This is a genomic window from Streptomyces sp. NPDC087844 (assembly GCF_044742785.1).
GTDB lineage: Bacteria > Actinomycetota > Actinomycetes > Streptomycetales > Streptomycetaceae > Streptomyces.
This window is the reverse complement of the sequence record NZ_JBIUVD010000003.1, coordinates 459,431-481,693: the sequence shown is the minus strand read 5'-3', so window position 1 is coordinate 481,693 and position 22,263 is coordinate 459,431. Positions and strand designations below refer to the sequence as shown.

Here is a 22,263-nt window from a genome sequence, read left to right as displayed (position 1 = left end):
GCAACAGCCTCAAGACACACAGGCAACAGCCTCAAGCAACAGAAGAGAGACCCGTCACCCATGTCCTGGCTGTCCCGCTTCAGCCTCGCCCAGCGTGCCCTCATCGGGCTGATGTCGATCATCGCGCTCGTCTTCGGCGCGATAGCGATCCCGCAACTCAAGCAGCAGCTGCTGCCCACCATCGAACTGCCCATGGTGTCGGTGCTGGCGCCGTACCAGGGCGCGTCCCCCGACGTGGTCGAGAAGCAGGTCGTCGAGCCCATCGAGGACAACCTCGAAGCGGTCGACGGGATCTCCGGCGTCACCTCCACGGCCAGCGAGGGCAACGCCCTGATCATGGCCTCCTTCGACTACGGCAACGACTCCGCCCGGATCGTCGCCGACGTCCAGCAGGCCGTGAACCGCGCCCGCGTCCAGCTCCCGGACGACGTGGACCCGCAGGTGGTCGCCGGTTCGACCGACGACATCCCGACCGTGGTCCTCGCCGTCACCTCCAGCAAGGACCAGCAGGCCCTCTCGGACCAGCTGGACCGTACGGTCGTCCCCGCGCTGAAGGACATCGACGGCGTCGCCCAGGTCACGGTCGACGGCGTACGGGACCTTGAGGTCGCGGTCACGCCCGACGACGCGAAGCTCGCGAAGGCGGGGCTGACCACGGCCGCGCTCGGCCAGGCCCTGCAGGCGGGCGGCGCGACCGTACCGGCCGGTTCCTTCGACGAGGACGGCAGCAACCGCACCGTCCAGGTCGGCGGCGGCTTCACCTCGCTGCAGCAGATCGAGGACCTGATGGTCACCGGCGAGGGCGGCAAGAAGCCCGTACGCCTGGCGACCGTCGCCACCGTCGCGGAGAAGCCCGCCAGGACGGAGTCGATCACCCGCACCGACGGCAGGCCCAGCCTCGCCGTCTCCGTCACCATGGACCACGACGGCAGCGCGGTCGCGGTCTCCGACGCGGTCCAGGACAAGCTGGCGGGCCTGCGCAAGGACCTCGGCTCAGGCGCCACCCTGACGGTCGTCAGCGACCAGGGCCCCGCCGTCTCCAAGTCCATCAAGGGCCTGACCACCGAAGGAGCGCTCGGACTGCTCTTCGCGGTCCTGGTCATCCTCGTCTTCCTGGCGTCGGTCCGCTCGACGCTGGTCACCGCGGTCTCGATCCCGATGTCCGTCGTCCTCGCACTGATCGTGCTCTGGGTCCGCGACGAATCGCTCAACATCCTCACCCTGGGCGCCCTGACCATCGCCATCGGCCGGGTCGTGGACGACTCGATCGTGGTCCTGGAGAACATCAAGCGGCACCTCGGCTACGGCGAGGAGCGCCAGGAGGCGATCCTCAAGGCGGTACGCGAGGTCGCGGGAGCGGTCACCTCCTCGACCCTCACCACGGTCGCGGTCTTCCTGCCCATCGGCCTGACCGGCGGCATGGTCGGCGAGCTGTTCGGCTCGTTCTCCCTCACGGTCACGGCGGCCCTGCTGGCCTCGCTGCTCGTATCGCTGACGGTCGTCCCCGTCCTCTCGTACTGGTTCCTGCGCGCCCCCAAGGACGTGCGCGGAGCCGAGCCGGAGGAGGCGCGCCGCAAGGCCGAGGAGAAGGAGGCCCGCAGCCGCCTCCAGCGCTTCTACGTGCCCGTGCTGCGCTTCGCCACCCGCCGCCGCCTCACCAGTGTGGCGATCGCGGTGGTCGTACTCATCGGCACGTTCGGTATGACACCCCTGCTGAAGACGAACTTCTTCGACGCGGGCGACCAGGAGGTCCTCACCGTCAAGCAGGAGCTGAAGCCCGGCACCAGCCTGGCGGCGACCGACGCCCAGGCGAAGAAGGTCGAGGGGATGCTCGCCGACGTCAAGGGCGTCGAGGACTACCAGGTCACGATCGGCTCCTCCGGCTTCATGGCCGCGTTCGGCGGGGGCACGGACACCAACCAGGCCTCGTACACCGTCAAGGTCGCCGACTCGGCCTCCTTCGACGACGTCCAGGACAGCATCGAGGAGGGGCTCGGCAAGCTCTCCGGGATCGGTACGACGACGGTCGCGGCCGGTGACGGGTTCGGCAGCCAGGACCTGAGCGTCGTGGTGAAGTCCGCCGACGGCGAGGTGCTGCGCGAGGCCGCGGAGAAGGTCCGCGACGAGGTCGCGAAGCTGGACGACGTCACCGACGTCACCAGCGACCTCGCCCAGTCGGTGCCGCGCATCTCGGTCAAGGCCAACGACAAGGCGGCGGCTGCCGGGTTCAACGACACCACGCTCGGCGCGGCCGTCGGCCAGGCCGTACGTGGTACCACCAGCGGCAAGGCGATCCTGGACGACACCGAGCGGGACGTCGTCATCAAGTCGGCGAAGCCGGCCGAGACGTTGGCCGAGCTGAAGAGCCTCAAGCTCGGCGCGGTGAAGCTCGGCGACATCGCGACGGTGAAGCTGGTCGACGGGCCGGTCTCGATGACCCGTATCGACGGTCAGCGCGCGGCCACCATCACGGCCAAGCCGACGGGCGACAACACGGGCGCGGTAAGCAACGAGCTCACCACGAAGCTCGACAAGCTCAAGCTGCCGGCCGGTGCCACGGCCTCCATCGGCGGGGTGTCCGAGGACCAGGACGACGCGTTCGCGTCCCTCGCCCTCGCAATGCTCGCGGCGATAGCGATCGTGTTCATGCTGCTGGTGGCGACCTTCCGGTCGCTGATCCAGCCGCTGATCCTGCTCGTCTCGATCCCGTTCGCGGCGACGGGCGCGATCGGTCTGCTGATCATCACCGGCACTCCGATGGGTGTCCCGTCGATGATCGGCATGCTGATGCTCATCGGCATCGTCGTCACCAACGCGATCGTGCTGATCGACCTGATCAACCAGTACCGCAAGCAGGGGTACGGGGTCGTGGAGGCCGTGGTGGAAGGCGGCAGGCACCGCCTCCGCCCGATCCTCATGACGGCCCTGGCGACCATCTTCGCCCTGCTGCCGATGGCCCTGGGCATCACCGGCGAGGGTGGCTTCATAGCCCAGCCGCTCGCGGTGGTCGTGATCGGCGGCCTGATCACGTCGACACTGCTCACCCTGCTGCTCGTACCGACGCTCTACGCGATGGTGGAACTCCGCAAGGAGCGCCGCGCGACGAAGAAGTCCGCGAAGCGGGAGGCTGCCGCCGAGCGGGAGCCGGCGGGCGTCTGAGCAACTGGCAGGTGACCGTGCCCCCGTACGACGTGCTTCGTACGGGGGCACGGTCGTGTCCGCGTTCCCTCGCCTTCAGAGAGACGTCTTCAGGGAGTTGACGAACTCGGCCCAGGCGGCGGCTGGGACGACGAGTATGGGGCCGTGGGGGTTCTTGCTGTCGCGTACGGGGACGAGGTGGGGGCAGTCCTCGGCGATCTCGACACATTCACCCCCATTGGTGTTGCTGTAACTGCTCCTGCGCCAGCGGGCAGTGCTCAGCTCGGCGGGGTGTCGCATGGCTGGTGGTCCTCCATTGCCTTCCGGATCAGCTTCACCGACTCAGGCAGCGTGAGAGCGTTGGCGCGCAGCACCTCGTACTGGCGCCGCCACTTCTTCGCCGCATCCGGGTCCTCGTAGAGGTGACCGGCCTGGATGCCTTCTTCGTAGGCCATCGTGGAGCCGTTGGGGAGAGTCAGCAGAGTCAGCGCGCTGCCCATCAACGAGTGCGGACCCGCGCTGAACGGCATGACCTGAACCTTACTGTCCGGAGTATCCGCTTGGTCGAGCAGCGAAGCCAGCTGCTCGTACATGCAGGCCGGGCCGCCGACTTGGCGGCCAAGCACCGACTCGTCGATGATCGCCCAGCGCAGCGGCGGTGAGTCCGAGCGCTGCCTTTCCTGCCGGGCCATCCTGGCCGTGACGCGCTCCTCGACCTGTTCCGCGCTCAGGTCTTCCTGGCAGCGCAGCAACGCCCGTGCGTAGGCCTTGGTCTGCAGCAGGCCAGGCAGTGCCTGTGCCCCGTACTGTTCGATGGATTCCGCTGTCCCCTCAAAGTCCATGTAGCGGCGGTACTGGTCGGGATGGGCCTCCCGCCTGGCCAGTTGGTACAGCCCATGGAAGTGCTTGTCCGTCCCGAACGCCGCGTCGAGACGCGGCGGCAGGTCGGGCGGAGGCATCAACTCCGCCGTCTCGACGCGCGCGAGCGTGCTCTTGCTGGAGTTCACGATGCCCGCGAGCTGTACGAGTGACAGACCCGCGTCCTCGCGGTGGCGGCGTTGCTCGGAGCCGAAGTAGTGGCGGGCGGACAGGTACGGAGTCAGGGCCTGCGGCTTGAACGTCATTGGGCTCACCTCTCTGTTGTCTCTGTTGTCCCGTTCGCGACGATGGGACAGGGCACCCCTGTCGAGGTCGCATGCCACACGGTGACGATGGAGGCGCACAAAGTAACTATCGGTGTTCAGGCCCGCCACAGGGGCTGTTTCGGAGGGAGTGACGCAAGATGATGCGCGATGGAATGGGTGCCCGACTGCGGTTGCTCCCGTGGACCACTCCGGAGGGCGCCCCGTGCTACCTCAGCACGGACGACTCCGGCAGCCGCCTGTCCCGTATGGCCGACGAGTTGGAGGCGGATCTGCTCGACTCGGCCGAGTTCGTCCTGACGCAGGCGAAGCCGCTGCTCGCCGAAAGGGGAGTGGGGGGACCGGGAGTTGCGCTTCACGGGGTGCGTCTGGCGGAGGCGCTGGGGGACGCGCTGCGGATCGCCGCGAGCCGGGGCGCGCGGTTGCCGCAGGAAACGCGGGAATGAGTCCGTCAGGGCGAGGGCGGGCGGAACCGTGGCTTGCGTAAGCGGGCGACGGTCTCGTACCGCCGGGGCTTGACCGGCTGTCCCGGCGGCAGCGCCCGTACCTCCGGGCCGATCAGGAAGTGTGCCTCGGGGAGCCGGTCGACAGCGGAGTGGAGGAGGGGCGGGTCCACACAGTCGGAGGGACCCAGCATCATGCAGGCGGTCGGTGGCCAACCACCCCCGCACATACGGATCGACCACGCTCCAGTCCCCAACGGTCGCCTGCTGCCTGAGCAGATCCACGACCGCCCGCAGCACCACGACCCCGGCAGCCGAGCCCTCAAGCCCTTCACGCCTCCTCAGATGTGACACGAACTCCCGGTGGTACAACCGATACACGGCCTGGGAACCCCCGCCGTCCTCGCCGATGTAACGGCCGTGCGCGGACAGCACCCAGTCCACGTCGCTCTCGTCATAGAGGGCATCGGCGGTGCGGCCCCCCAGCGCCGAAGCCACCGCCTCCCGAACCCCTCCGGCGGGCATGCCCCGGCCGGCCGGCCACGCAAGTGCCGTGAGCAGGTCCCGGGCCGCTGAGGGGAGTTCGCTCCCGTCGTCGCGTACCCGCGTCAAACCGGACCGCAGGTCCTCCTCGAAGGCGGCCTAGACGGAGTCGGGCAGTGCGGCGAGGAACCGTTGACTGAACCGACTAGATCATTTTCGCAGGTCAGACGCCCTTTCTGCTAGCTTCCCTGGATGCTTGAACGTGATCCCGAGAGGGAGTTGGCGAGCTTCGTGCTGCCCGAGACCGGACAGCTGGCGGAGGCGGGAGATGAATGGAGGCCCGTTGTCCTCCTGGACGCGGACGAGGTCGAGATCCAAAGACCTTGCAGCGGCTGGAGACTCTCCCGGGGGCCACCTGGCAGCAGCGCTGGAACGCCAGTCCCGCGAGCACGCGTCCTGGCAACGACTGGGCCTGGTTGGCACCCGAGTGGATCGGAACGGCTGCTGGCCCCTCGCAACGGCAGGCATTGTTGGGAGGGCTGCTGAGTCTGATCTGCGCAGACGTTGTCGGGCCCGCCCTCCCCTGGCTGCTGTTACGGACCTCGGCCAACATGACGAGCCTGCGGATCGGGCTCATCCCTGCCCGTGATCCGGAATTATTCGCCCAGCTTGAAGCGATGGTCGAATCTGCCACGTGGTCCTCCAAGGTCGGGCGTGATGCCCTGCACTCGCTGGTCAAGACCGTGTCCGCCCGGGGCGGCACCGTGGCGGACATCACCGTCGGCGACGCCGTGGAGTATCTCGCCGCACTCAAAGCAGCGAACGCCAAAACTCCGGGCAACACCCTCTTCTGCGCCTGGCTGCGAGAGTTGGGGACGCTGCCTGCAGAAGCACCCAGCTCGTTGCACTACCTGGCGAACACCAGTGGGCAGGTGTCGGTGGAGCAGCGCGTCGACCGGTTCGGCGTCCGCTGCCGCCCAGTCAGAGATCTCTTGGTGGACTACCTCAAAGAGCGGCAGCTAGGTCTCGACTACACGTCCCTGAACAACTTGTCCCGGCACCTGGCCAGCAACCTCTGGGGCGACCTGGAACAACAGGGCGGGAAGCCCTTCCACTTCCGGCGTGCCGAATGGACGCCGATTCCAACGGGGTAGCTGCACAGACGCGAAAGTGCCCACTCTCAGGGTGCGGCGACCGAGGTAGACGCCCTCGCAACTGCACTGTACGTGCGGATCGATGACCTCTTGAAGCCTCACAGGATCGCGCTGCTGAGCTTCGTCTCCGAGGGCCCGATGGCTGCGCACCATCACGACATTCGACACCAGCGACTCACCCACCGAACTCGACTACTCCGACACCGCACCCGCCGCCTACACCTACAACGGCGACGGCACACGCCACACCATCAGCGACGCCATCGGCACCCTCGACTACTACGAGACCGGCTGCCTGGGGGAGCATCATCAAACAAGGCCAGACCTCGGGTTTCGCCTACACCCACGACGACGCCCGCCACCTCTCCAGCCGGCACCTACCCGAGCGGCCTCGGAGCTGTTCGCCACCCTGATCCTGACGCGGGCCACCTCGGCTCCGTACGTACGGACGCGCCCGCGCTGCCGGCGTTTGGACACCGACATGGGAACGGGCCGCCCCGAGGTAGGCATCGGGTGGTCAGGGCAGGAGGTTGCGGCCGGCGTCGTAGAGATATTGCGCGAGACTGTCGGTGGCGTGCCGTTCGAGGGTCCCCACCAGCCTTTCCAGGGCCCGTCGCACACCGCCCGGTTCAGGGGCCTGGCTGGTGCTCTCCGCTTCGAGCGAGGAGGCGTCGAGGGCGATCTGGTCACGGAGTTCATCGGTGGTGCCGACCCGGGGTGCGGCCGCGAGGACCTGGCGGGCGAAGTCCGCGAACTGGGAGGGATCGAAGCCGAAGGTGTTGTTCTGCGTGTTGCCAGAGCCGACCTGGGCCGTGCCTCCGTGCATATTGGTGGTGTACGTCGGGTGGTGGCCGTTCTGCATAAGGTAGTCCTTTACGGAAAGTGAACTGCCGGCGCACTGGATTCCCACCTGAGTAAGCGTCAGGAGGGCTTGCAGCGGATGTTGTGCGTCCCCTTCATGGAGTGTGGCGAGACCCTGTTCCGCCAAGTAGGCCGCCGCTGTGCGCACTTCGGCGAGGGTGAGAGGGGAGCCGTACATGAACGACTGGGGCATGGTGAGAAACGCTTCCAGGACGACCGTGGGGCTGTAGGACGCCCGGAAGGCCGTGGACACCAGGCCGTCGCGGGCGTGCTGCTGGCGCCCGTCGGTGTCGCGTCGCAGGTGTAGGAGCCGCTGCGCCTCCAGTTCACCGGCGTACGTGAGGCGGTACAAGTGGCCCTTGCCGAACGCGAAGACCCGTTTCAGCTGGTCCCGGCGGACCAACTCGTGCAGGTCGGTGCGGAGTTTGAAGCGGGCGCTGCGTCTCCATTCCTCGGGGAAGTCGTCCGGACTGACCGGATCGCCCTGCCCCTGCCTGCTGCGCTCGTACATCCAGACGAGTAAGTAGGCGTCCGCCCCGGATTCCCTCATGGGCCGATGCTACGGCTCCTCATGCCCGTGCCGACCGCAGTTCGCGGGACCCGCGACGACGGTGAGGAGGCCGAGATGAGGCCGCGGCGCGGGGTCGGGTGCTGACGGGGTCGCAGGTCCCACCGTCGTCACCGTAGGAGTCCCAGTCCCTCTCCAGCACCAGCATCAGCCCCGTCACCGCCGCCTCGGCCGCGTTCCGCGCACTCACCCGTACACGATGCGCCCCAGGGCCCAGCCCGGCAGGCGAGGCCGCGTACTTGCCGTCGCCCAGGTTGCGCATTGTCCGCTCCGAGCCGCCCTCCGCGCGCACGGCGACAGCCAGTTCGTCATGGCCGGCCGCCGCCCGCGGTACCGAGACCTCGACCTTGCACACCTCGCCCTCGACCATCACATCCGGCACCCGGACACCGAGCGGTGTCGCACCGTCCTCCGGCCCCCGGTGCACCGGTGTCTCCGGCGTGACCGGGGGCGCCCGCCAGGCACGCGTAGTCCGGCGTCAGCTGGTGCAGGGACGGCAGGCTCCGGGCGAAGGCCGTGAGGTCGAGGGAGGCAGGACCGAACCCGGGGCGGTGGCCGTCGACCAGGGAGAGCAGCGCGTCCAGCGAGCCCCGGTACGGCGTGCCCAGAGTGACGACTCGGCGGTTGACCTCGGCACCGCCGCCCCGCTCGACGTACTGCCGGGTCACCAGCACGCCCATGGAGTGACACACGAAGACGACCCGGGCCGCGCCCCGCTCCGGCGCCGACGCGCGCCACCGCCCCAGTTCCTCGTAGACCCGTTCCGCGAGGCGCTCGGCGTTGTAGCGGCAGGAGAGCCGCCAGTCGTACGCGAAGCCGACCAGGTTCACCGGCGTACGCGGATCATCACCCGGCAGCCGCCGACGCAGGGTGAAGTGCCGCTCCAGCCAGTCCAGCAGCCCGCTGTAGCCGTCGATCAGCGGGGAGACTCCGGGCAGGGCGTGGAGGTCTGGCATCAGCCCGGCCGGTCGTACCCCGTCGCCCGGGTGGCCGTCCCTCAGGTTCGCCGGCAGAGCGAGCCCTTCGATGGACTTCCCGAAGGTCCTGATCCCACGTAACAGAGCCTTGCCCGAGATCGTCGACCCGACTGCGCTGTGTTGCCATGCCGTAGACAAAGTACGACGCGTAAGGGGCGCCCCTCTGGCCGAAGGGCGCCCCTTACATACGTGCGGAACCGGTTACGGCAGCGCAAGCATCCGTTCCAGCGCCAGCTTCGCGAACTGCTCCGTCTCGCTGTCGACCTCGATGCGGTTGACGAGGTTGCCCTCCGCCAGGGACTCCAGCGTCCAGACCAGGTGGGGGAGGTCGATGCGGTTCATGGTCGAGCAGAAGCAGACCGTCTTGTCGAGGAAGACGACCTCCTTGCCCTCGGGCGCGAACCGGTTCGCCAGGCGGCGGACCAGGTTCAGCTCCGTGCCGATGGCCCACTTGGAGCCGGCCGGGGCCGCCTCCAGCGCCTTGATGATGTACTCCGTGGAGCCCACGTAGTCCGCGGCGCTCACGACCTCGTGCTTGCACTCCGGGTGCACGAGCACGTTCACGCCGGGTATCCGGGCGCGGACGTCCTCCACCGACTCCACCGAGAAGCGGCCGTGCACCGAGCAGTGCCCGCGCCACAGGATCATCTTCGCGTTGCGCAGCTGCTCGGCGGTCAGGCCGCCGTTCGGCTTGTGCGGGTTGTAGAGGACGCAGTCGTCCAGCGACATCCCGAGGTCGCGTACGGCCGTGTTGCGGCCCAGGTGCTGGTCGGGCAGGAACAGCACCTTCTCGCCCTGCTCGAACGCCCAGTCCAGCGCCTTCTTGGCATTGGACGACGTGCAGATCGTGCCGCCGTGCTTGCCCGTGAACGCCTTGATGTCCGCGGAGGAGTTCATGTACGAGACGGGTACGACCTGCTCGGCCACCCCGGCCTCGGTCAGCACGTCCCAGCACTCGGCGACCTGCTCGGCGGTGGCCATGTCGGCCATGGAGCATCCGGCGGCCAGGTCGGGCAGGACGACCTTCTGGTCGTCGGAGGTCAGGATGTCCGCCGACTCGGCCATGAAGTGCACACCGCAGAACACGATGTACTCGGCCTCGGGGCGCGCCGCGGCGTCCCTGGCGAGCTTGAAGGAGTCGCCCGTGACATCCGCGAACTGGATGACCTCGTCGCGCTGGTAGTGGTGACCGAGTACGAACACCTTGCTGCCGAGCTTCTCCTTCGCGGCGCGGGCGCGCTCCACCAGATTCGGGTCGGACGGCGAGGGCAGGTCACCGGGACACTCGACGCCGCGCTCGCTCCGCGGGTCGGCCTCCCGGCCGAGCAGCAGCAGGGCGAGGGGCGTCGGCTGTACGTCGAGTTCCTGGGTCTGGGCGGTGGTCACGACACACACCCTTTCTGTTCTGCGGCTCACTTGGACCGTCCGACTGGAGCGATCAAGCAGGACACGCCTTTTCGTCTAAATGACGCTATCTATCATATCCGCTTCATGTCACGTTGACGATGCCCATAGCGTCCATGTGACGTGAATCCCGTGGAGGTGGCCGTGAGGCCACCGACAGCTGTTCCGCGAGGTTGTCCACAGGTCGTTTTCCGCTTCGGGGCGGGTGTGCGAGCATGAAGAGAGAAGACAAAGACTCGACGCCCGGCCCGGAATGAATCCGCGGCCCCGCCGGTTGGAACCGTCGGCAAGCAGTCTCCGTACAACCCGGGAGAGAAGCAGATGTCCGTATCGGACGAGACCACCACCGTGAGCGACGGCATCCTCCTGTCGGACGCCGCCGCGGCCAAGGTCAAGGGCCTGCTGGAGCAGGAGGGCCGCGACGATCTGGCGCTGCGCGTCGCCGTCCAGCCCGGCGGCTGCTCCGGCCTGCGATACCAGCTCTTCTTCGACGAGCGCTCCCTCGACGGCGACGTCGTCAAGGACTTCGGTGGTGTGAAGGTCGTCACCGACCGAATGAGCTCTCCGTACCTGGGCGGCGCCTCCATCGACTTCGTGGACACCATCGAGAAGCAGGGCTTCACGATCGACAACCCCAACGCGTCGGGGTCCTGCGCCTGCGGCGACTCGTTCAGCTAGTAGGCCGTGGTCATGGCCCCGTAAGCCGTGGCGACAGCGAAAGGCGGCGCCCCCTCCAACGGGGCGCCGCCTTTCGCGTTCTCGTACCGACCGGCCATGGTCTGCCCGGTGCTGCCCGGTGCTGCCCGGTGCTGCCCGGCTGACCGGCCGTCATCCGGTCGGGTCGGGCAAGTCCTTCTCCTGGGGCACGGCCTTGCCGTCCGAGCCGACCACCTTCCGGTCCCCGAGCGGCTTGTCGAGGTCGATCTTCTCGTGGAAGACCTTGGCGATCAGGATGCAGACCTTGCCCTTTTCCGGTTTGTCGGTCACCCGGACCGTCACCGTGCCGCCGCTCTCGTCCGCCGAGGCCGAGTAGTCGCTGCACACACCGCCGGTGAAGCGCACGGTCAGCTCCTTGCCGTCCGCGCTGTACCCCTCGACCCGGACGCCCCGGGCCGAGGGCGCCGCGCTCGTCCCGCCGCCGGATTCGCTCGTGCGCGGACTCGGCCGGCCGGTCGGGCCGACGCTCGGATCGGCTTCCGGAGGCCGCGGAGCCGTCAGATACTTCGGGTCGACCGCAGGATGGGTGACCGTGAAACTGTCGTCGGCACCCGAGGGCCGTACCTCGAAGAGCCAGGACGGCACCAGCGCCTGCCGGCCGTCCACGAAGTGCGCGGCGAGACCGAACACGGCGTCCTCCACGACGACCGGATCGGACTTCGGCGCCGTGCTCGACGCCTCACACGGCGTCTCGTCCCTGTCCTTCAGCGGTACGGGGCTCGCGCAGCCGCCGATGCCCACGCGCCCGTCACCCGCCCCGGACCCGTTCAGCAGGCCGAGCGTCCTCTCGGCGCTGATGACGGGGTACGTGTCCGTCTTCACCGGTACCTTCAAGTGGCCGCTGCCGCCCACCACCTGGCCGTCCGGGCCGATCTGCACGCCGGTCGTCCAGCCGTAGGTCGGCAGCCCGCCCACCTTCGGCTCCGCGTTCACCACGCGCACGGCGTCCATCAGCTGACCGGCGTCGAGCTTCGCGTCGTCCTGGCCGACCGCCTTGAGGACCGGCGCCGCGGCCTTCTTCGCGGCGGCAGCGCCGACCGGGTCCACGTCGGCGCCCTTTGCGCTCTCGCTCCCGCCCGCGCTCCCGCTCTCGCTCCCGTCCGCGCTCCGGTTGGCGCACGTGGTGGTGCTCTTGCAGTTGTCGGTGCCGGGTGCGAAGCGGCTGAACGTCCAGCTGCCGGGTGCCTGCCTGCCCACCCGCAGACCGGACCCGAAACCGTCCTTCGTGGCTCCGACCTTCCAGGCGTCACCCTCCGCCTTCGGCGTGCCCTCCACTCCCAGCGCCTTGGCGAGTTTCGCCACCTCGGCCGCCGTGACCGTGCCCTTCGTCCGGTGGACGGCCGCGGAGGAGGGGCCGTCCGGCAGCTCGCCCCCGGCGCGGTAGGTCACGCCGTTCGGGTCGGGCTCACCGGGCGCGATGCCACCCGTACCGGCGGTGCCGCTCGCACCGCTCTCCGTGTAGCCGTCGAGGGCGAGCAGCGGCGGAGTCCCGTCGCCGCGCGGCGTACCGGAACTGTCCTTGCCTCCGGAGCCGCCGGTCGCGGTGGCGGCGAAGTACGCCCCGCCGCCTCCGACGAGGAGCACGGCGGCCGACGCCATGGCGACGGCCACCGGCGAACGCCGTCGGCGCGGCTGGTCCTCGTCGGCGGCTTCGGCCGCTTCGTTGTCGGGTCGCTCGGTGTCCACCGCATTGCTCCTTCTGCCACGCCGTCGTCGAGCGGGGTCGTATCCTGCCTCCCCTTTACGGGGGACAGCGATGGGACGCGGCGGGGGAGCGTGCGGTTCCCTTCAGGGGGAGCGGGTTCGAGATCGGCGCGCTCGGTGGGGCCGGGTCGGCTCGGCGGGCCTTGAGGGGCTCCGGAGGCGATCAGTCGCCGTAGTCGGACATGCCGTCCAGCAGGCGGGCGGAGGCCGGCGGCACGGTCACGCCGTGGATGAGTGCCGGGGACACCGGGCGGGCAGTGATCCGAGCGGGGGCCTCCCAGTGCGGGACCATCCGCGCGCAGTCGCCCCGCAGCTCCGCGAGACCGCCTTCGAGGCCTTTGGCGGCGTCGAGGGCGTCAAGGGCTTCGAGACCGAGCGGAGCGTCGCCATGGATCCTGATGTTCGTCATAACGGAACCGTATGCACCGGAAGCCGGACGGAAAAGCCCTACTATCGGGTAGTTCTGCCTGCTCCGAAGTCGGGACCTCCCGCGGACTCCAGCGGGACCCCACCGCCGTCCGAACGCCGACCCGATAGCGTGAACTGTCAATCCCCCTCCTCGCAGGAGTGTGTCCTAGCCGTGCGTATCGCTGTCTCGGGCTCCATCGCCACCGACCACCTCATGACCTTCCCCGGCCGCTTCGCCGACCAACTGGTCGCGGATCAGCTGCACACGGTCTCCCTCTCCTTCCTGGTCGACAATCTGGACGTACGCCGGGGCGGCGTGGGCGCGAACATCGCCTTCGGTATGGGCCAGCTCGGCTCGTCGCCCATCCTGGTCGGGGCCGCGGGCTCCGACTTCGACGAGTACCGGGCCTGGCTGGACCGGCACGGCGTCGACACCGAGTCCGTCCGGATCTCCGAGGTGCTGCACACCGCGCGCTTCGTCTGCACCACGGACGCCGACCACAACCAGATCGGCTCCTTCTACACGGGGGCCATGAGCGAGGCCCGCCTCATCGAGCTCAAGAAGGTCGCCGACCGGGTGGGCGGGCTCGACCTCGTCCTCATCGGCGCGGACGACCCCGAAGGGATGCTCCGGCACACGGAGGAGTGCCGGACGCGCTCGATCCCGTTCGCCGCGGACTTCTCCCAGCAGATCGCGCGGATGGACGGCGACGAGATCCGGCTGCTCCTGGACGGGGCGACGTTCCTCTTCTCGAACGAGTACGAGAAGGGGCTCATCGAGTCCAAGACCGGCTGGACCGACGCCGAGATCCTCTCCCGGGTCGGTCACCGGGTGACGACCCTCGGGGCGCGCGGGGTGCGCATCGAGGCCGTCGGCGCGGACCCGATCGAGGTCGGTGTTCCGGAGGAGACGGCGAAGGTCGACCCGACGGGGGTCGGGGACGCCTTCCGGGCGGGGTTCCTGTCGGGGCTGGCGTGGGGTGTCGGCCACGAGCGGGCGGCGCAGGTCGGGTGCATGCTGGCGACGCTGGTCATCGAGACCAAGGGGACGCAGGAGTATCAGCTGCGGCGGTCGCACTTCATCGACCGGTTCACGAAGGCGTACGGGCACGGTGCCGCGGCGGAGGTTCAGGGGCATCTGGCCTAGGGCCGCCGCGGTGGGTTCGGGGTGCTCGGCCCGTCTTGTTCGCCTGCGGGCGCGTGGGGGCCGGCCGCGCAGTTTTCCGCGCCCCGGTGAAGGCTCGGGGACGGGGCGCAGCCCCTTCCCGAGGGGCGCGGGGAACGGCGCGGGTGACCACGACGTGGCCGCGGTCGCCGACGGGCCGCGCCACCCCCGCTCGGCAGCGCCTGCACGACGGCGGACGTGGCGCCCGAGCGCGGGGGTGCCTAAACGGCCACGCGGCGGACCACGTACGCCGTACCCCGGTCCGCCGGTTCCTCGCCCACGTACTCCTGCCCCCGCATCTCGCACCACGCCGGAATGTCCAGCCGGGCGGCCTCGTCGTCCGACAGGACGCGGACGGTGCCGCCGAGGGGGACCCCGGTGATCACCTTAGCAAGTTCGATCACGGGGATCGGGCAGCGTCTGCCGAGGGCGTCCACGACGAGCGCGTCCGGAGCGCCGGAGGGCGACACCGTGGCGGCGGACGCCGTCGGAGCGCCCAGCTTCTCGCGGACCGCGGCGACCGTGCGGGGCAGGACGGACAGGAAACGGTCCACCTCCTCCGCCGGAGTGCCCAGCGGCAACGACACCCGCACGTTGCCCTCGCTCAGCACACCCATCGCCTTCAGCACGTGGCTGGGCGTCAGCGTGCTGCTCGTGCAGGACGATCCGGACGAGACCGAGAACCCTGCACGGTCCAGCTCGTGCAGCAGTGTCTCCCCGTCGACATAGAGACAGGAGAAGGTCAGGAGATGGGGGAGCCGTGTGACCGGGTCACCCACCACCTCCACGTCCGGGACCAGTTCGGGCACCCGCGCGCGGATCCGGTCCGTCAGCTCCCGCAGCCGGACCGACTCGGCGGCGGCCTCGGCCCGTACGGCCCGCAGGGAGGCCGCCGCGGCGACGACGGCCGGGATGTTCTCGAAGCCAGGAGAGCGCCCCGACTCCCTCTCGTCGGCGGGGCCTTGAGGCGCGTACCGCACTCCCTTGCGCACGGCGAGCACTCCGACACCCGCGGGCCCGCCCCACTTGTGGGCGCTGCCCGTCAGCAGTGACCAGCCGCCCTCGACCGGCCCCCAGGCCAGCGACTGCGCCGCGTCCACCAGCAGCGGTACGCCCGCCGCGCGGCACGCCTCGGCGACCGCGGCCACCGGCTGGCGCGTACCCACCTCGTGGTTGGCGGACTGGAGGCAGGCGAGCGCGGTGTCGGGGCGCAGGGCGTCCGCGTACGCGTCGGGGGAGACCGCACCCGTGCGCAGAACGGGCACTTCGGACACCGTTCCGCCGTCGTGGCGGTGTGCTTCCGCCGAATGGAGTACCGACGAATGTTCGACCGCGGACACGATCAGGTGGCGTCCGACGCGGTGCCGCCCGGCGAGCGCGCCGGCGATGCCCGTGTGCACGGCGCGGGTGCCGGACGTCGTGAACACCAGCTCGTCCGGCCGGCAGCCGATCGCCTCGGCGGCGGTTTCGCGGGCGGCGTCCAGGAGCATCCTGGCGCGCCTGCCCTCGCGGTAGAGGCGGGCGGGGTCCGCCCAGCCTTCGTCGAGCGAGGCGTGCAGGGCCTGGCGGGCCACGGGGTGGAGGGGGGCGGACGATGCGGCGTCGAAGTAGGACACGGCGTTCACGCTATGCCGTTGCCCTCGGCGGGCGTACCCGGGGTGGGTTCGTCGGCTGCGGGCCGGTGGGGGCCGAGCGCGCAGTTCCCCGCGCCCCTGAGGGGTGCAGGGCTGCGGCGCCGGCCCTCTGTCCCATCCCCCGCGCCCTCGAAGGGAGTAAGGCGAGAGACCGCGTCGTTCCCCGCGCCCCCAGAAGAACCGGGGTCGGGGCGCACCCCCTCCCCAGGGGGCGGGGGACGGCGCGACCAAGCCCTCGCCGGCCCCCACCGGCCCGCAGTCGTCGGCGGACCGCCCCGCCCCGGAAGGCGCACACACCCGAACGCCCCGTCACATGACTCGCAGAGCCCCGTATTCCACCCCTTCGGGGTGAGTGGCGGCGCGTTGGGGACCCTCCCCGCGCGACCCCAAAAAGCGTCCAGTAGGGTTTGGTCCGCATAAACATCCAAACCCCTGCCCGACGCAGGGCGGCGACCGACCAGCGAGAAGGCCGCAGCCAACCGCGCGGGCGAGACTCTCGGAAGGCGCTACGTGAGTCCCTACGGCTCCGACCGCTCGCCGCGGCGCCCGATGCGGCGGAAGCTGCTGCAGGCACTGACTGCGGGTCTGGTCCTGGCGACCGCGACCGGTTGCACATACAAGGACTTCCCCCGCCTTGGTATGCCCACCCCGACCACGGAAGAGGCTCCCCGGATCCTCTCCCTGTGGCAGGGCTCGTGGGCCGCAGCACTCGCCACGGGCGTGCTGGTCTGGGGCCTGATCCTGTGGAGCGCGTTCTTCCACCGGCGCAGCCGCACCAAGGTCGAAGTTCCCCCGCAGACCCGGTACAACATGCCCATCGAGGCGCTGTACACGGTGGTCCCCCTCATCATCGTCTCCGTGCTGTTCTACTTCACAGCCCGGGACGAGTCGAAGATCCTCAGCCTCGACAAGAAGCCCGACGTCACGGTCAACGTCGTCGGCTTCCAGTGGAGCTGGGGCTTCAACTACATCGAGAGCGTCGACGGCGCGACCGGTGACGCGAAGACCGACAAGAACCTGGACGCGATCCCGCAGCGGTTCAAGGACGACTTCCCGGCGAACGCCGGCGGTGTCTACGACGTCGGTACGCCCAAGTCGGAGAACCCGCAGACCGGAAACCCCGGTCCGACCCTCTGGCTCCCCAAGGGCAAGACGGTCCGCTTCGTCCTCACCTCGCGTGACGTCATCCACTCCTTCTGGGTGGTGCCGTTCCTCATGAAGCAGGACGTCATCCCGGGCCACACCAACTCCTTCCAGGTGACCCCCAACAAGGAGGGCACCTTCATGGGCAAGTGCGCCGAGCTCTGCGGCGTCGACCACTCCCGGATGCTCTTCAACGTGAAGGTCGTCTCTCCCGAGCGCTACGAGGCCCACCTCAAGGAGCTCGCCGAGAAGGGCCAGACCGGCTACGTCCCGGCCGGTATCGAGCAGACGGACCACGAGAAGGATCGGGAGACGAACGTACTGTGAGCATCCTCAACGAACCTCAGGGTGCCGCTGAGACCGAGCACTACCAGAACGAGGTGCCGGTCCGGCGCAAGCAGCCGGGCAACGTCGTGGTCAAGTGGCTCACCACCACGGACCACAAGACGATCGGTACGATGTACCTGATCACGTCGTTCGCGTTCTTCTGCATCGGTGGCGTCATGGCGCTGCTGATGCGCGCCGAACTGGCCCGTCCCGGCACGCAGCTCGTGTCGAACGAGCAGTTCAACCAGGCGTTCACGATGCACGGCACGATCATGCTGCTGATGTTCGCGACGCCGCTGTTCGCCGGCTTCACGAACTGGATCATGCCGCTGCAGATCGGTGCGCCGGACGTGGCGTTCCCGCGGCTGAACATGTTCGCCTACTGGCTGTACCTGTTCGGCTCGCTCATCGCGGTCGGTGGCTTCCTCACCCCGCAGGGCGCGGCCGACTTCGGCTGGTTCGCCTACAGCCCGCTGTCGGACGCGGTCCGCTCGCCGGGCATCGGCGCCGACATGTGGATCATGGGTCTGGCCTTCTCCGGCTTCGGCACCATCCTCGGCGCGGTCAACTTCATCACCACCATCATCTGCATGCGCGCACCCGGCATGACGATGTTCCGTATGCCGATCTTCGTGTGGAACGTGCTGCTCACCGCGGTTCTGGTGCTGCTGGCCTTCCCCGTGCTCGCCGCCGCGCTGTTCGCGCTGGAGGCGGATCGGAAGTTCGGCGCACACATCTTCGACTCGGCCAACGGCGGAGCGCTGCTGTGGCAGCACCTCTTCTGGTTCTTCGGCCATCCAGAGGTGTACATCATCGCGTTGCCGTTCTTCGGCATCATCAGTGAGGTCATCCCGGTCTTCTCCCGCAAGCCGATGTTCGGCTACATGGGCCTGATCGGCGCGACCATCGCCATCGCGGGTCTGTCCGTGACGGTGTGGGCGCACCACATGTACGTCACCGGCGGTGTGCTCCTGCCGTTCTTCTCCTTCATGACGTTCCTCATCGCCGTACCGACGGGCGTGAAGTTCTTCAACTGGATCGGCACCATGTGGAAGGGGTCACTGAGTTTCGAGACCCCGATGCTGTGGGCCACCGGCTTCCTGATCACCTTCACCTTCGGTGGTCTGACCGGTGTCATCCTGGCCTCGCCGCCGATGGACTTCCATGTCTCGGACTCGTACTTCGTGGTGGCGCACTTCCACTACGTGGTGTTCGGCACGGTCGTGTTCGCGATGTTCTCCGGCTTCCACTTCTGGTGGCCGAAGTTCACCGGCAAGATGCTCGACGAACGCCTCGGCAAGATCACCTTCTGGACGCTGTTCATCGGCTTCCACGGAACCTTCCTCGTCCAGCACTGGCTGGGCGCCGAGGGCATGCCGCGTCGTTACGCGGACTACCTCGCGGCCGACGGCTTCACCGCGCTGAACACCATCTCGACGATCAGCTCGTTCGTACTGGGCCTGTCGATGCTGCCCTTCCTCTACAACGTGTGGAAGACGGCCAAGTACGGCAAGAAGGTCGAGGTCGACGACCCGTGGGGTTACGGCCGTTCGCTGGAGTGGGCGACGTCCTGCCCGCCGCCGCGGCACAACTTCCTCACGCTGCCGCGGATCCGTTCCGAATCCCCGGCGTTCGACCTGCACCACCCCGAGATCGCCGCTCTCGACCAGTTGGAGAACGCCGGTCACGGTGAGAAGGCCCTCGCCGGCGGCAAGGAGGCGGGCAAGTGAAGGTCCAGGGCAAGATGTTCATCTGGCTCGCCGTCTTCATCCTCGTCATGGCGATCGTCTATGGCGTGTGGTCGAAGGAGCCGGCCGGTACCACGGCGCTCTTCCTGGGCTTCGGCCTGAGCGTCATGATCGGCTACTACCTGTGGTTCACGGCCCGGCGGGTCGACACGGGCGCACAGGACGACAAGGAGGCCGACGTCGCGGACGACGCCGGTGAGGTCGGTTTCTTCAGCCCGCACAGCTGGCAGCCGCTCTCGCTCGGTATCGGCGGCGCGCTCGCCTTCCTGGGCGTCGTCTTCGGCTGGTGGCTGCTCTTCTTCTCGGCCCCGATCATCATGATCGGCCTGTGGGGCTGGGTCTTCGAGTACTACCGCGGAGAGAACCAGAATCAGTAACACGCGCTGAGCGCACGGAAGCCCGGACACTCCGTCAGGAGGTCCGGGCTTCCCCCTTTCGCCACGCGTCCCGTCCCCCGCACGGCCCAATAGGCGCGCCGCGACCGACCGCGCTTCCTACGCTCGGGACATGAGCCACTCAGCTTCCTCCAGGAGCGCCGACGCCGGCCCGGCGCGCCCGCGGAACCGTACCGCCGTCGGTTGCACGGCACTGATGGTCGCCATAGGCGCGGGCGTCACGGCCTGCGGCTCCGGCGGCCATCCGCTCTCGGCCGAGCCGTACGACGCGGCGAAGGACCTCTCCTTCAGCGCCGCCGTGAGCGACGGGAAGAAGGCCGACCCGGACAAGCCCCTGGAGATCACCGCCAAGGACTCCGGCGGCCGGATCACCGACGTGACGGCCACGGACGCCGCAGGACGGTACGTGGCGGGCGAACTGACGGCCGACGGAGGCCGGTGGCACAGCACCTCGCCGCTGGCCGCAGGCGCCCACTACACGGTGCGGGTGAGCACCGAGGACGACGACGGCGCGCCCGGGCGCAGGGTCGTCGACTTCGAGACCAGCGTCCCGAGGACCAAGAAGCGGCTCGACGTGACGTTCGGGCCCGACAGGGGCACGTACGGCGTGGGCCAGCCCGTCACCGCCGAACTCAGCGCCCCGGTCAAGGACAAGGCGGCGCGCGCCGTCGTCGAGCGGGCCCTCAAGGTGCAGTCGCAGCCCGCGGTCGAGGGCGCCTGGCACTGGGTGGACGACAAGGAACTGCACTACCGCCCCAAGGAGTACTGGCCCGCCCAGGCAACCGTGCGGGCCCACAGCAACCTCGCGGGCATCAAGGTGGCCGAGCGCCTCTGGGGCGGCGTGGCCAAGCCTCTGACGCTCACCACGGGCGATCGTCTGGAGGCCGTGACGGACGCCGCGGCGCACTCGATGACGGTCTACCGCAACGGCGAGGCGATCAAGACGATCCCGGTCACCACCGGCAAGCCGGGCTTCGACACCCGCAACGGCGTCAAAGTGGTGCTGGGCAAGGAGTACTTCGTACGGATGCGCGGCACCAGCATCGGTATCGCCGAGGGCACCGCGGACTCCTACGACCTGCCCGTCTACTACGCCACCAGGGTCACCTGGAGCGGCGAGTACGTGCACGCCGCGCCCTGGTCGGCCGGCTCCCAGGGGGCCGCCAACGTCAGCCACGGCTGCACCGGCATGAGCACCGCCAACGCCGAGTGGTTCTTCGAGACCGTCCGCGCCGGCGACCTCGTCAAGGTCGTCAACTCGTACGGCGACATGATGGACCCGTTCGGCAACGGCTTCGGTGACTGGAACCTCACCTGGAAGAACTGGCGCAAGGGCAGCGCCCTGGTGGCGGACACCACAGAGGGCTCCGCCCCTCATGACCGCCCGAGACTGCGCCCGGAGCCCGCATAGGGCGGCCCCGAAGGGGCCCGCCTTTCAGGGGTGCGGGGAACGGCGCGGTCTCTTGTCTTGAGGGGCGCGGGGAACGGCGCGGTCTTTCAGGGGCGCGGGGCTGTGACATGTGCGACTCCGCCGCGTGGGCGGGACCAGCCACACACGGCCCGCACGCCCTCAACCCACGCCACCCCAACGGCGCCTAGGCGCTCAGCGCACGCCTACTGCGGAGCAGCCCCGCGAGGGCAGCGGCGAACTCCACAGGCTCGACCGGCAGGGTCACGGCCGCCTCGGCCCGACTCCACGTGGCGAGCCAGGCGTCCTGCGGCCGCCCGATCAGCAACAGCACCGGAGGACAGTTGAAGATCTCGTCCTTGATCTGCCGGCAGATCCCCATCCCGCCCGCGGGAACGGCCTCGCCGTCCAGCACGCACACGTCGATCCCGCCGCGGTCGAGCTCCTTGATCACCGCCGCGGGGGTGGCGCACTCGATGAACTCCACCTGGGGGACGTCGGTCGCGGGCCTGCGCCCCGTCGCGAGCCGCACCTGTTCGCGGGTGTTGGAGTCGTCGCTGTAGACCAGCACCGTTGCGGTCGGCTGCATTCTTCCTCCGGGACGTCAGCGTCGTAGAGACAGAGAGAGACAGGTACAGAGAGAGGTACGGACAGGGTCCGATGCGCGGATGCTACTCCCTCGATCACGTCGTCAACACCGGTTCGGACAGGGCTTCGATGGGCCATATGGGCTGGACACACCCCACAGACACCCCGAACGGCACCCCCCGAGGTGAGGGCGGGATAAGCGACCGACATAATGTCGGTCGTGGCGACAGCAACGACAGTAGATACCGGGCACGCGCACCCGTCGGTCAATCGGCCGAACCTCACCAGCGTCGGAACCATCATCTGGCTGAGTTCCGAGCTGATGTTCTTCGCGGCCCTCTTCGCGATGTACTTCACCCTCCGATCGGTGACCGGTCCCGACCACTGGAAGGAAATGGCGTCCGCCCTGAACTTCCCGTTCTCGGCGACCAACACCACGATCCTGGTGCTCTCCTCTCTCACCTGCCAGCTCGGCGTGTTCGCGGCCGAGCGCGGGGATGTGAAGAAGCTCCGGATGTGGTTCATCGTCACCTTCGTGATGGGTGCGATCTTCATCGGCGGCCAGGTGTACGAGTACACCGAGCTGGTCAAGCACGAGGGCCTGTCGCTCTCGTCCGACCCGTACGGCTCGGTGTTCTACCTGACCACCGGCTTCCACGGCCTGCACGTGACGGGTGGTCTCATCGCCTTCCTGCTGGTCCTCGGGCGCACTTACGCGGCCCGCAGGTTCACGCACGAGCAGGCGACCGCCGCCATCGTCGTGTCCTACTACTGGCACTTCGTCGATGTCGTCTGGATCGGCCTTTTCGCCACGATCTACATGATCAAGTAGCCGGGCCAGTTCCCGCGTACATTC

20 protein-coding genes are annotated in these 22,263 nt (G+C 68.8%); 10 read left to right on the top strand and 10 right to left on the bottom strand.

Features of this window, described 5'->3' with window-relative positions; translation table 11 throughout:
- Positions 1 to 60 precede the first annotated feature (60 nt).
- A complete protein-coding gene (locus tag ACIOKD_RS09040) occupies positions 61 to 3,159 on the top strand; it encodes an efflux RND transporter permease subunit (protein WP_402080275.1) in 3,099 nt (1,032 codons plus the stop codon).
- 75 nt (positions 3,160 to 3,234) lie between these two features.
- Here ACIOKD_RS09040 and ACIOKD_RS09035 read toward each other — a convergent pair whose 3' ends face one another.
- Positions 3,235 to 3,438: a DUF397 domain-containing protein gene (locus ACIOKD_RS09035; protein WP_402080272.1), complete on the bottom strand. Its 204-nt coding sequence runs from the start codon at positions 3,436 to 3,438 to the stop codon at positions 3,235 to 3,237.
- Positions 3,417 to 4,262, bottom strand: a complete 846-nt coding sequence (locus ACIOKD_RS09030) for a helix-turn-helix domain-containing protein (protein ID WP_402080270.1) — start codon at positions 4,260 to 4,262, stop codon at positions 3,417 to 3,419. The genes ACIOKD_RS09035 and ACIOKD_RS09030 overlap by 22 nt, the downstream gene beginning before the upstream one ends.
- 158 nt (positions 4,263 to 4,420) lie before the next feature.
- Between ACIOKD_RS09030 and ACIOKD_RS09025 the strand changes: the two genes are divergently transcribed.
- Complete coding sequence (locus ACIOKD_RS09025) at positions 4,421 to 4,726, top strand: hypothetical protein (protein ID WP_402080267.1); 306 nt, start codon at positions 4,421 to 4,423, stop codon at positions 4,724 to 4,726.
- 5 nt (positions 4,727 to 4,731) lie between these two features.
- On the opposite strand, the gene ACIOKD_RS09020 is transcribed toward ACIOKD_RS09025, so the two are convergent.
- Positions 4,732 to 4,920: a hypothetical protein gene (locus ACIOKD_RS09020; RefSeq protein ID WP_402080265.1), complete on the bottom strand. Its 189-nt coding sequence runs from the start codon at positions 4,918 to 4,920 to the stop codon at positions 4,732 to 4,734.
- Between the two features lie 897 nt (positions 4,921 to 5,817).
- On the opposite strand from ACIOKD_RS09020, the gene ACIOKD_RS09015 reads away from it, so the two are divergent.
- Positions 5,818 to 6,360 (top strand): hypothetical protein, encoded by a 543-nt coding sequence (locus ACIOKD_RS09015; RefSeq protein WP_402080263.1) that lies wholly within the window; start codon positions 5,818 to 5,820, stop codon positions 6,358 to 6,360.
- 517 nt (positions 6,361 to 6,877) lie between these two features.
- On the opposite strand, the gene ACIOKD_RS09010 is transcribed toward ACIOKD_RS09015, so the two are convergent.
- The 3 genes from ACIOKD_RS09010 to nadA all read right to left on the bottom strand — a co-directional run bounded on the left by ACIOKD_RS09010 (position 6,878) and on the right by nadA (position 10,152).
- Complete coding sequence (locus ACIOKD_RS09010) at positions 6,878 to 7,771, bottom strand: hypothetical protein (RefSeq protein ID WP_402080261.1); 894 nt, start codon at positions 7,769 to 7,771, stop codon at positions 6,878 to 6,880.
- Positions 7,772 to 8,097: 326 nt separating this feature from the next.
- A complete protein-coding gene (locus ACIOKD_RS09005) occupies positions 8,098 to 8,745 on the bottom strand; it encodes an esterase/lipase family protein (RefSeq protein ID WP_402080259.1) in 648 nt (215 codons plus the stop codon).
- Positions 8,746 to 8,967: 222 nt separating this feature from the next.
- Positions 8,968 to 10,152 (bottom strand): quinolinate synthase NadA, encoded by a 1,185-nt coding sequence (gene nadA, locus ACIOKD_RS09000; protein WP_402080256.1) that lies wholly within the window; start codon positions 10,150 to 10,152, stop codon positions 8,968 to 8,970.
- A 339-nt stretch (positions 10,153 to 10,491) separates the two neighbouring features.
- Between nadA and ACIOKD_RS08995 the strand changes: the two genes are divergently transcribed.
- The gene (locus ACIOKD_RS08995; RefSeq protein WP_398288012.1) at positions 10,492 to 10,848 is read left to right on the top strand and encodes a HesB/IscA family protein; all 357 of its coding nucleotides are present in this window, start codon (positions 10,492 to 10,494) and stop codon (positions 10,846 to 10,848) included.
- Positions 10,849 to 10,998: 150 nt separating this feature from the next.
- On the opposite strand, the gene ACIOKD_RS08990 is transcribed toward ACIOKD_RS08995, so the two are convergent.
- Positions 10,999 to 12,573: a hypothetical protein gene (locus ACIOKD_RS08990; protein WP_402080252.1), complete on the bottom strand. Its 1,575-nt coding sequence runs from the start codon at positions 12,571 to 12,573 to the stop codon at positions 10,999 to 11,001.
- A 181-nt stretch (positions 12,574 to 12,754) separates the two neighbouring features.
- Complete coding sequence (locus ACIOKD_RS08985; protein WP_402080250.1) at positions 12,755 to 13,000, bottom strand: hypothetical protein; 246 nt, start codon at positions 12,998 to 13,000, stop codon at positions 12,755 to 12,757.
- Positions 13,001 to 13,171: 171 nt separating this feature from the next.
- Between ACIOKD_RS08985 and ACIOKD_RS08980 the strand changes: the two genes are divergently transcribed.
- Complete coding sequence (locus ACIOKD_RS08980; protein ID WP_402080247.1) at positions 13,172 to 14,146, top strand: carbohydrate kinase family protein; 975 nt, start codon at positions 13,172 to 13,174, stop codon at positions 14,144 to 14,146.
- 239 nt (positions 14,147 to 14,385) lie between these two features.
- Here the strand turns inward: ACIOKD_RS08980 and ACIOKD_RS08975 are convergent, their stop codons facing one another.
- Positions 14,386 to 15,780: a cysteine desulfurase/sulfurtransferase TusA family protein gene (locus tag ACIOKD_RS08975; protein WP_402080244.1), complete on the bottom strand. Its 1,395-nt coding sequence runs from the start codon at positions 15,778 to 15,780 to the stop codon at positions 14,386 to 14,388.
- A 528-nt stretch (positions 15,781 to 16,308) separates the two neighbouring features.
- Here ACIOKD_RS08975 and coxB point away from each other — a divergent pair.
- From coxB to ACIOKD_RS08955, 4 genes are all read left to right on the top strand, one after another.
- On the top strand, positions 16,309 to 17,268 hold the full coding sequence (coxB, locus tag ACIOKD_RS08970) for a cytochrome c oxidase subunit II (protein WP_402080241.1): 960 nt from the start codon (positions 16,309 to 16,311) through the stop codon (positions 17,266 to 17,268).
- Positions 17,265 to 18,998 carry a cytochrome c oxidase subunit I gene (ctaD, locus tag ACIOKD_RS08965; RefSeq protein ID WP_402080238.1) on the top strand — a complete coding sequence of 578 codons (1,734 nt, stop codon included), beginning with the start codon at positions 17,265 to 17,267 and terminating at the stop codon, positions 18,996 to 18,998. Before coxB ends, ctaD begins: the two co-directional genes overlap by 4 nt.
- Positions 18,995 to 19,393 carry a cytochrome c oxidase subunit 4 gene (locus ACIOKD_RS08960; protein WP_402080235.1) on the top strand — a complete coding sequence of 133 codons (399 nt, stop codon included), beginning with the start codon at positions 18,995 to 18,997 and terminating at the stop codon, positions 19,391 to 19,393. The genes ctaD and ACIOKD_RS08960 overlap by 4 nt, the downstream gene beginning before the upstream one ends.
- Positions 19,394 to 19,523: 130 nt before the next feature.
- Positions 19,524 to 20,822: an Ig-like domain-containing protein gene (locus tag ACIOKD_RS08955; protein ID WP_402080233.1), complete on the top strand. Its 1,299-nt coding sequence runs from the start codon at positions 19,524 to 19,526 to the stop codon at positions 20,820 to 20,822.
- A 184-nt stretch (positions 20,823 to 21,006) separates the two neighbouring features.
- Here ACIOKD_RS08955 and ACIOKD_RS08950 read toward each other — a convergent pair whose 3' ends face one another.
- Positions 21,007 to 21,408, bottom strand: coding sequence for a hypothetical protein (locus tag ACIOKD_RS08950; protein WP_402080231.1), 402 nt, complete (start codon positions 21,406 to 21,408; stop codon positions 21,007 to 21,009).
- A gap of 210 nt (positions 21,409 to 21,618) precedes the next feature.
- Here ACIOKD_RS08950 and ACIOKD_RS08945 point away from each other — a divergent pair, with 210 nt between their 5' ends.
- Positions 21,619 to 22,239, top strand: a complete 621-nt coding sequence (locus tag ACIOKD_RS08945; RefSeq protein WP_107017430.1) for a heme-copper oxidase subunit III — start codon at positions 21,619 to 21,621, stop codon at positions 22,237 to 22,239.
- Positions 22,240 to 22,263 lie beyond the last annotated feature (24 nt).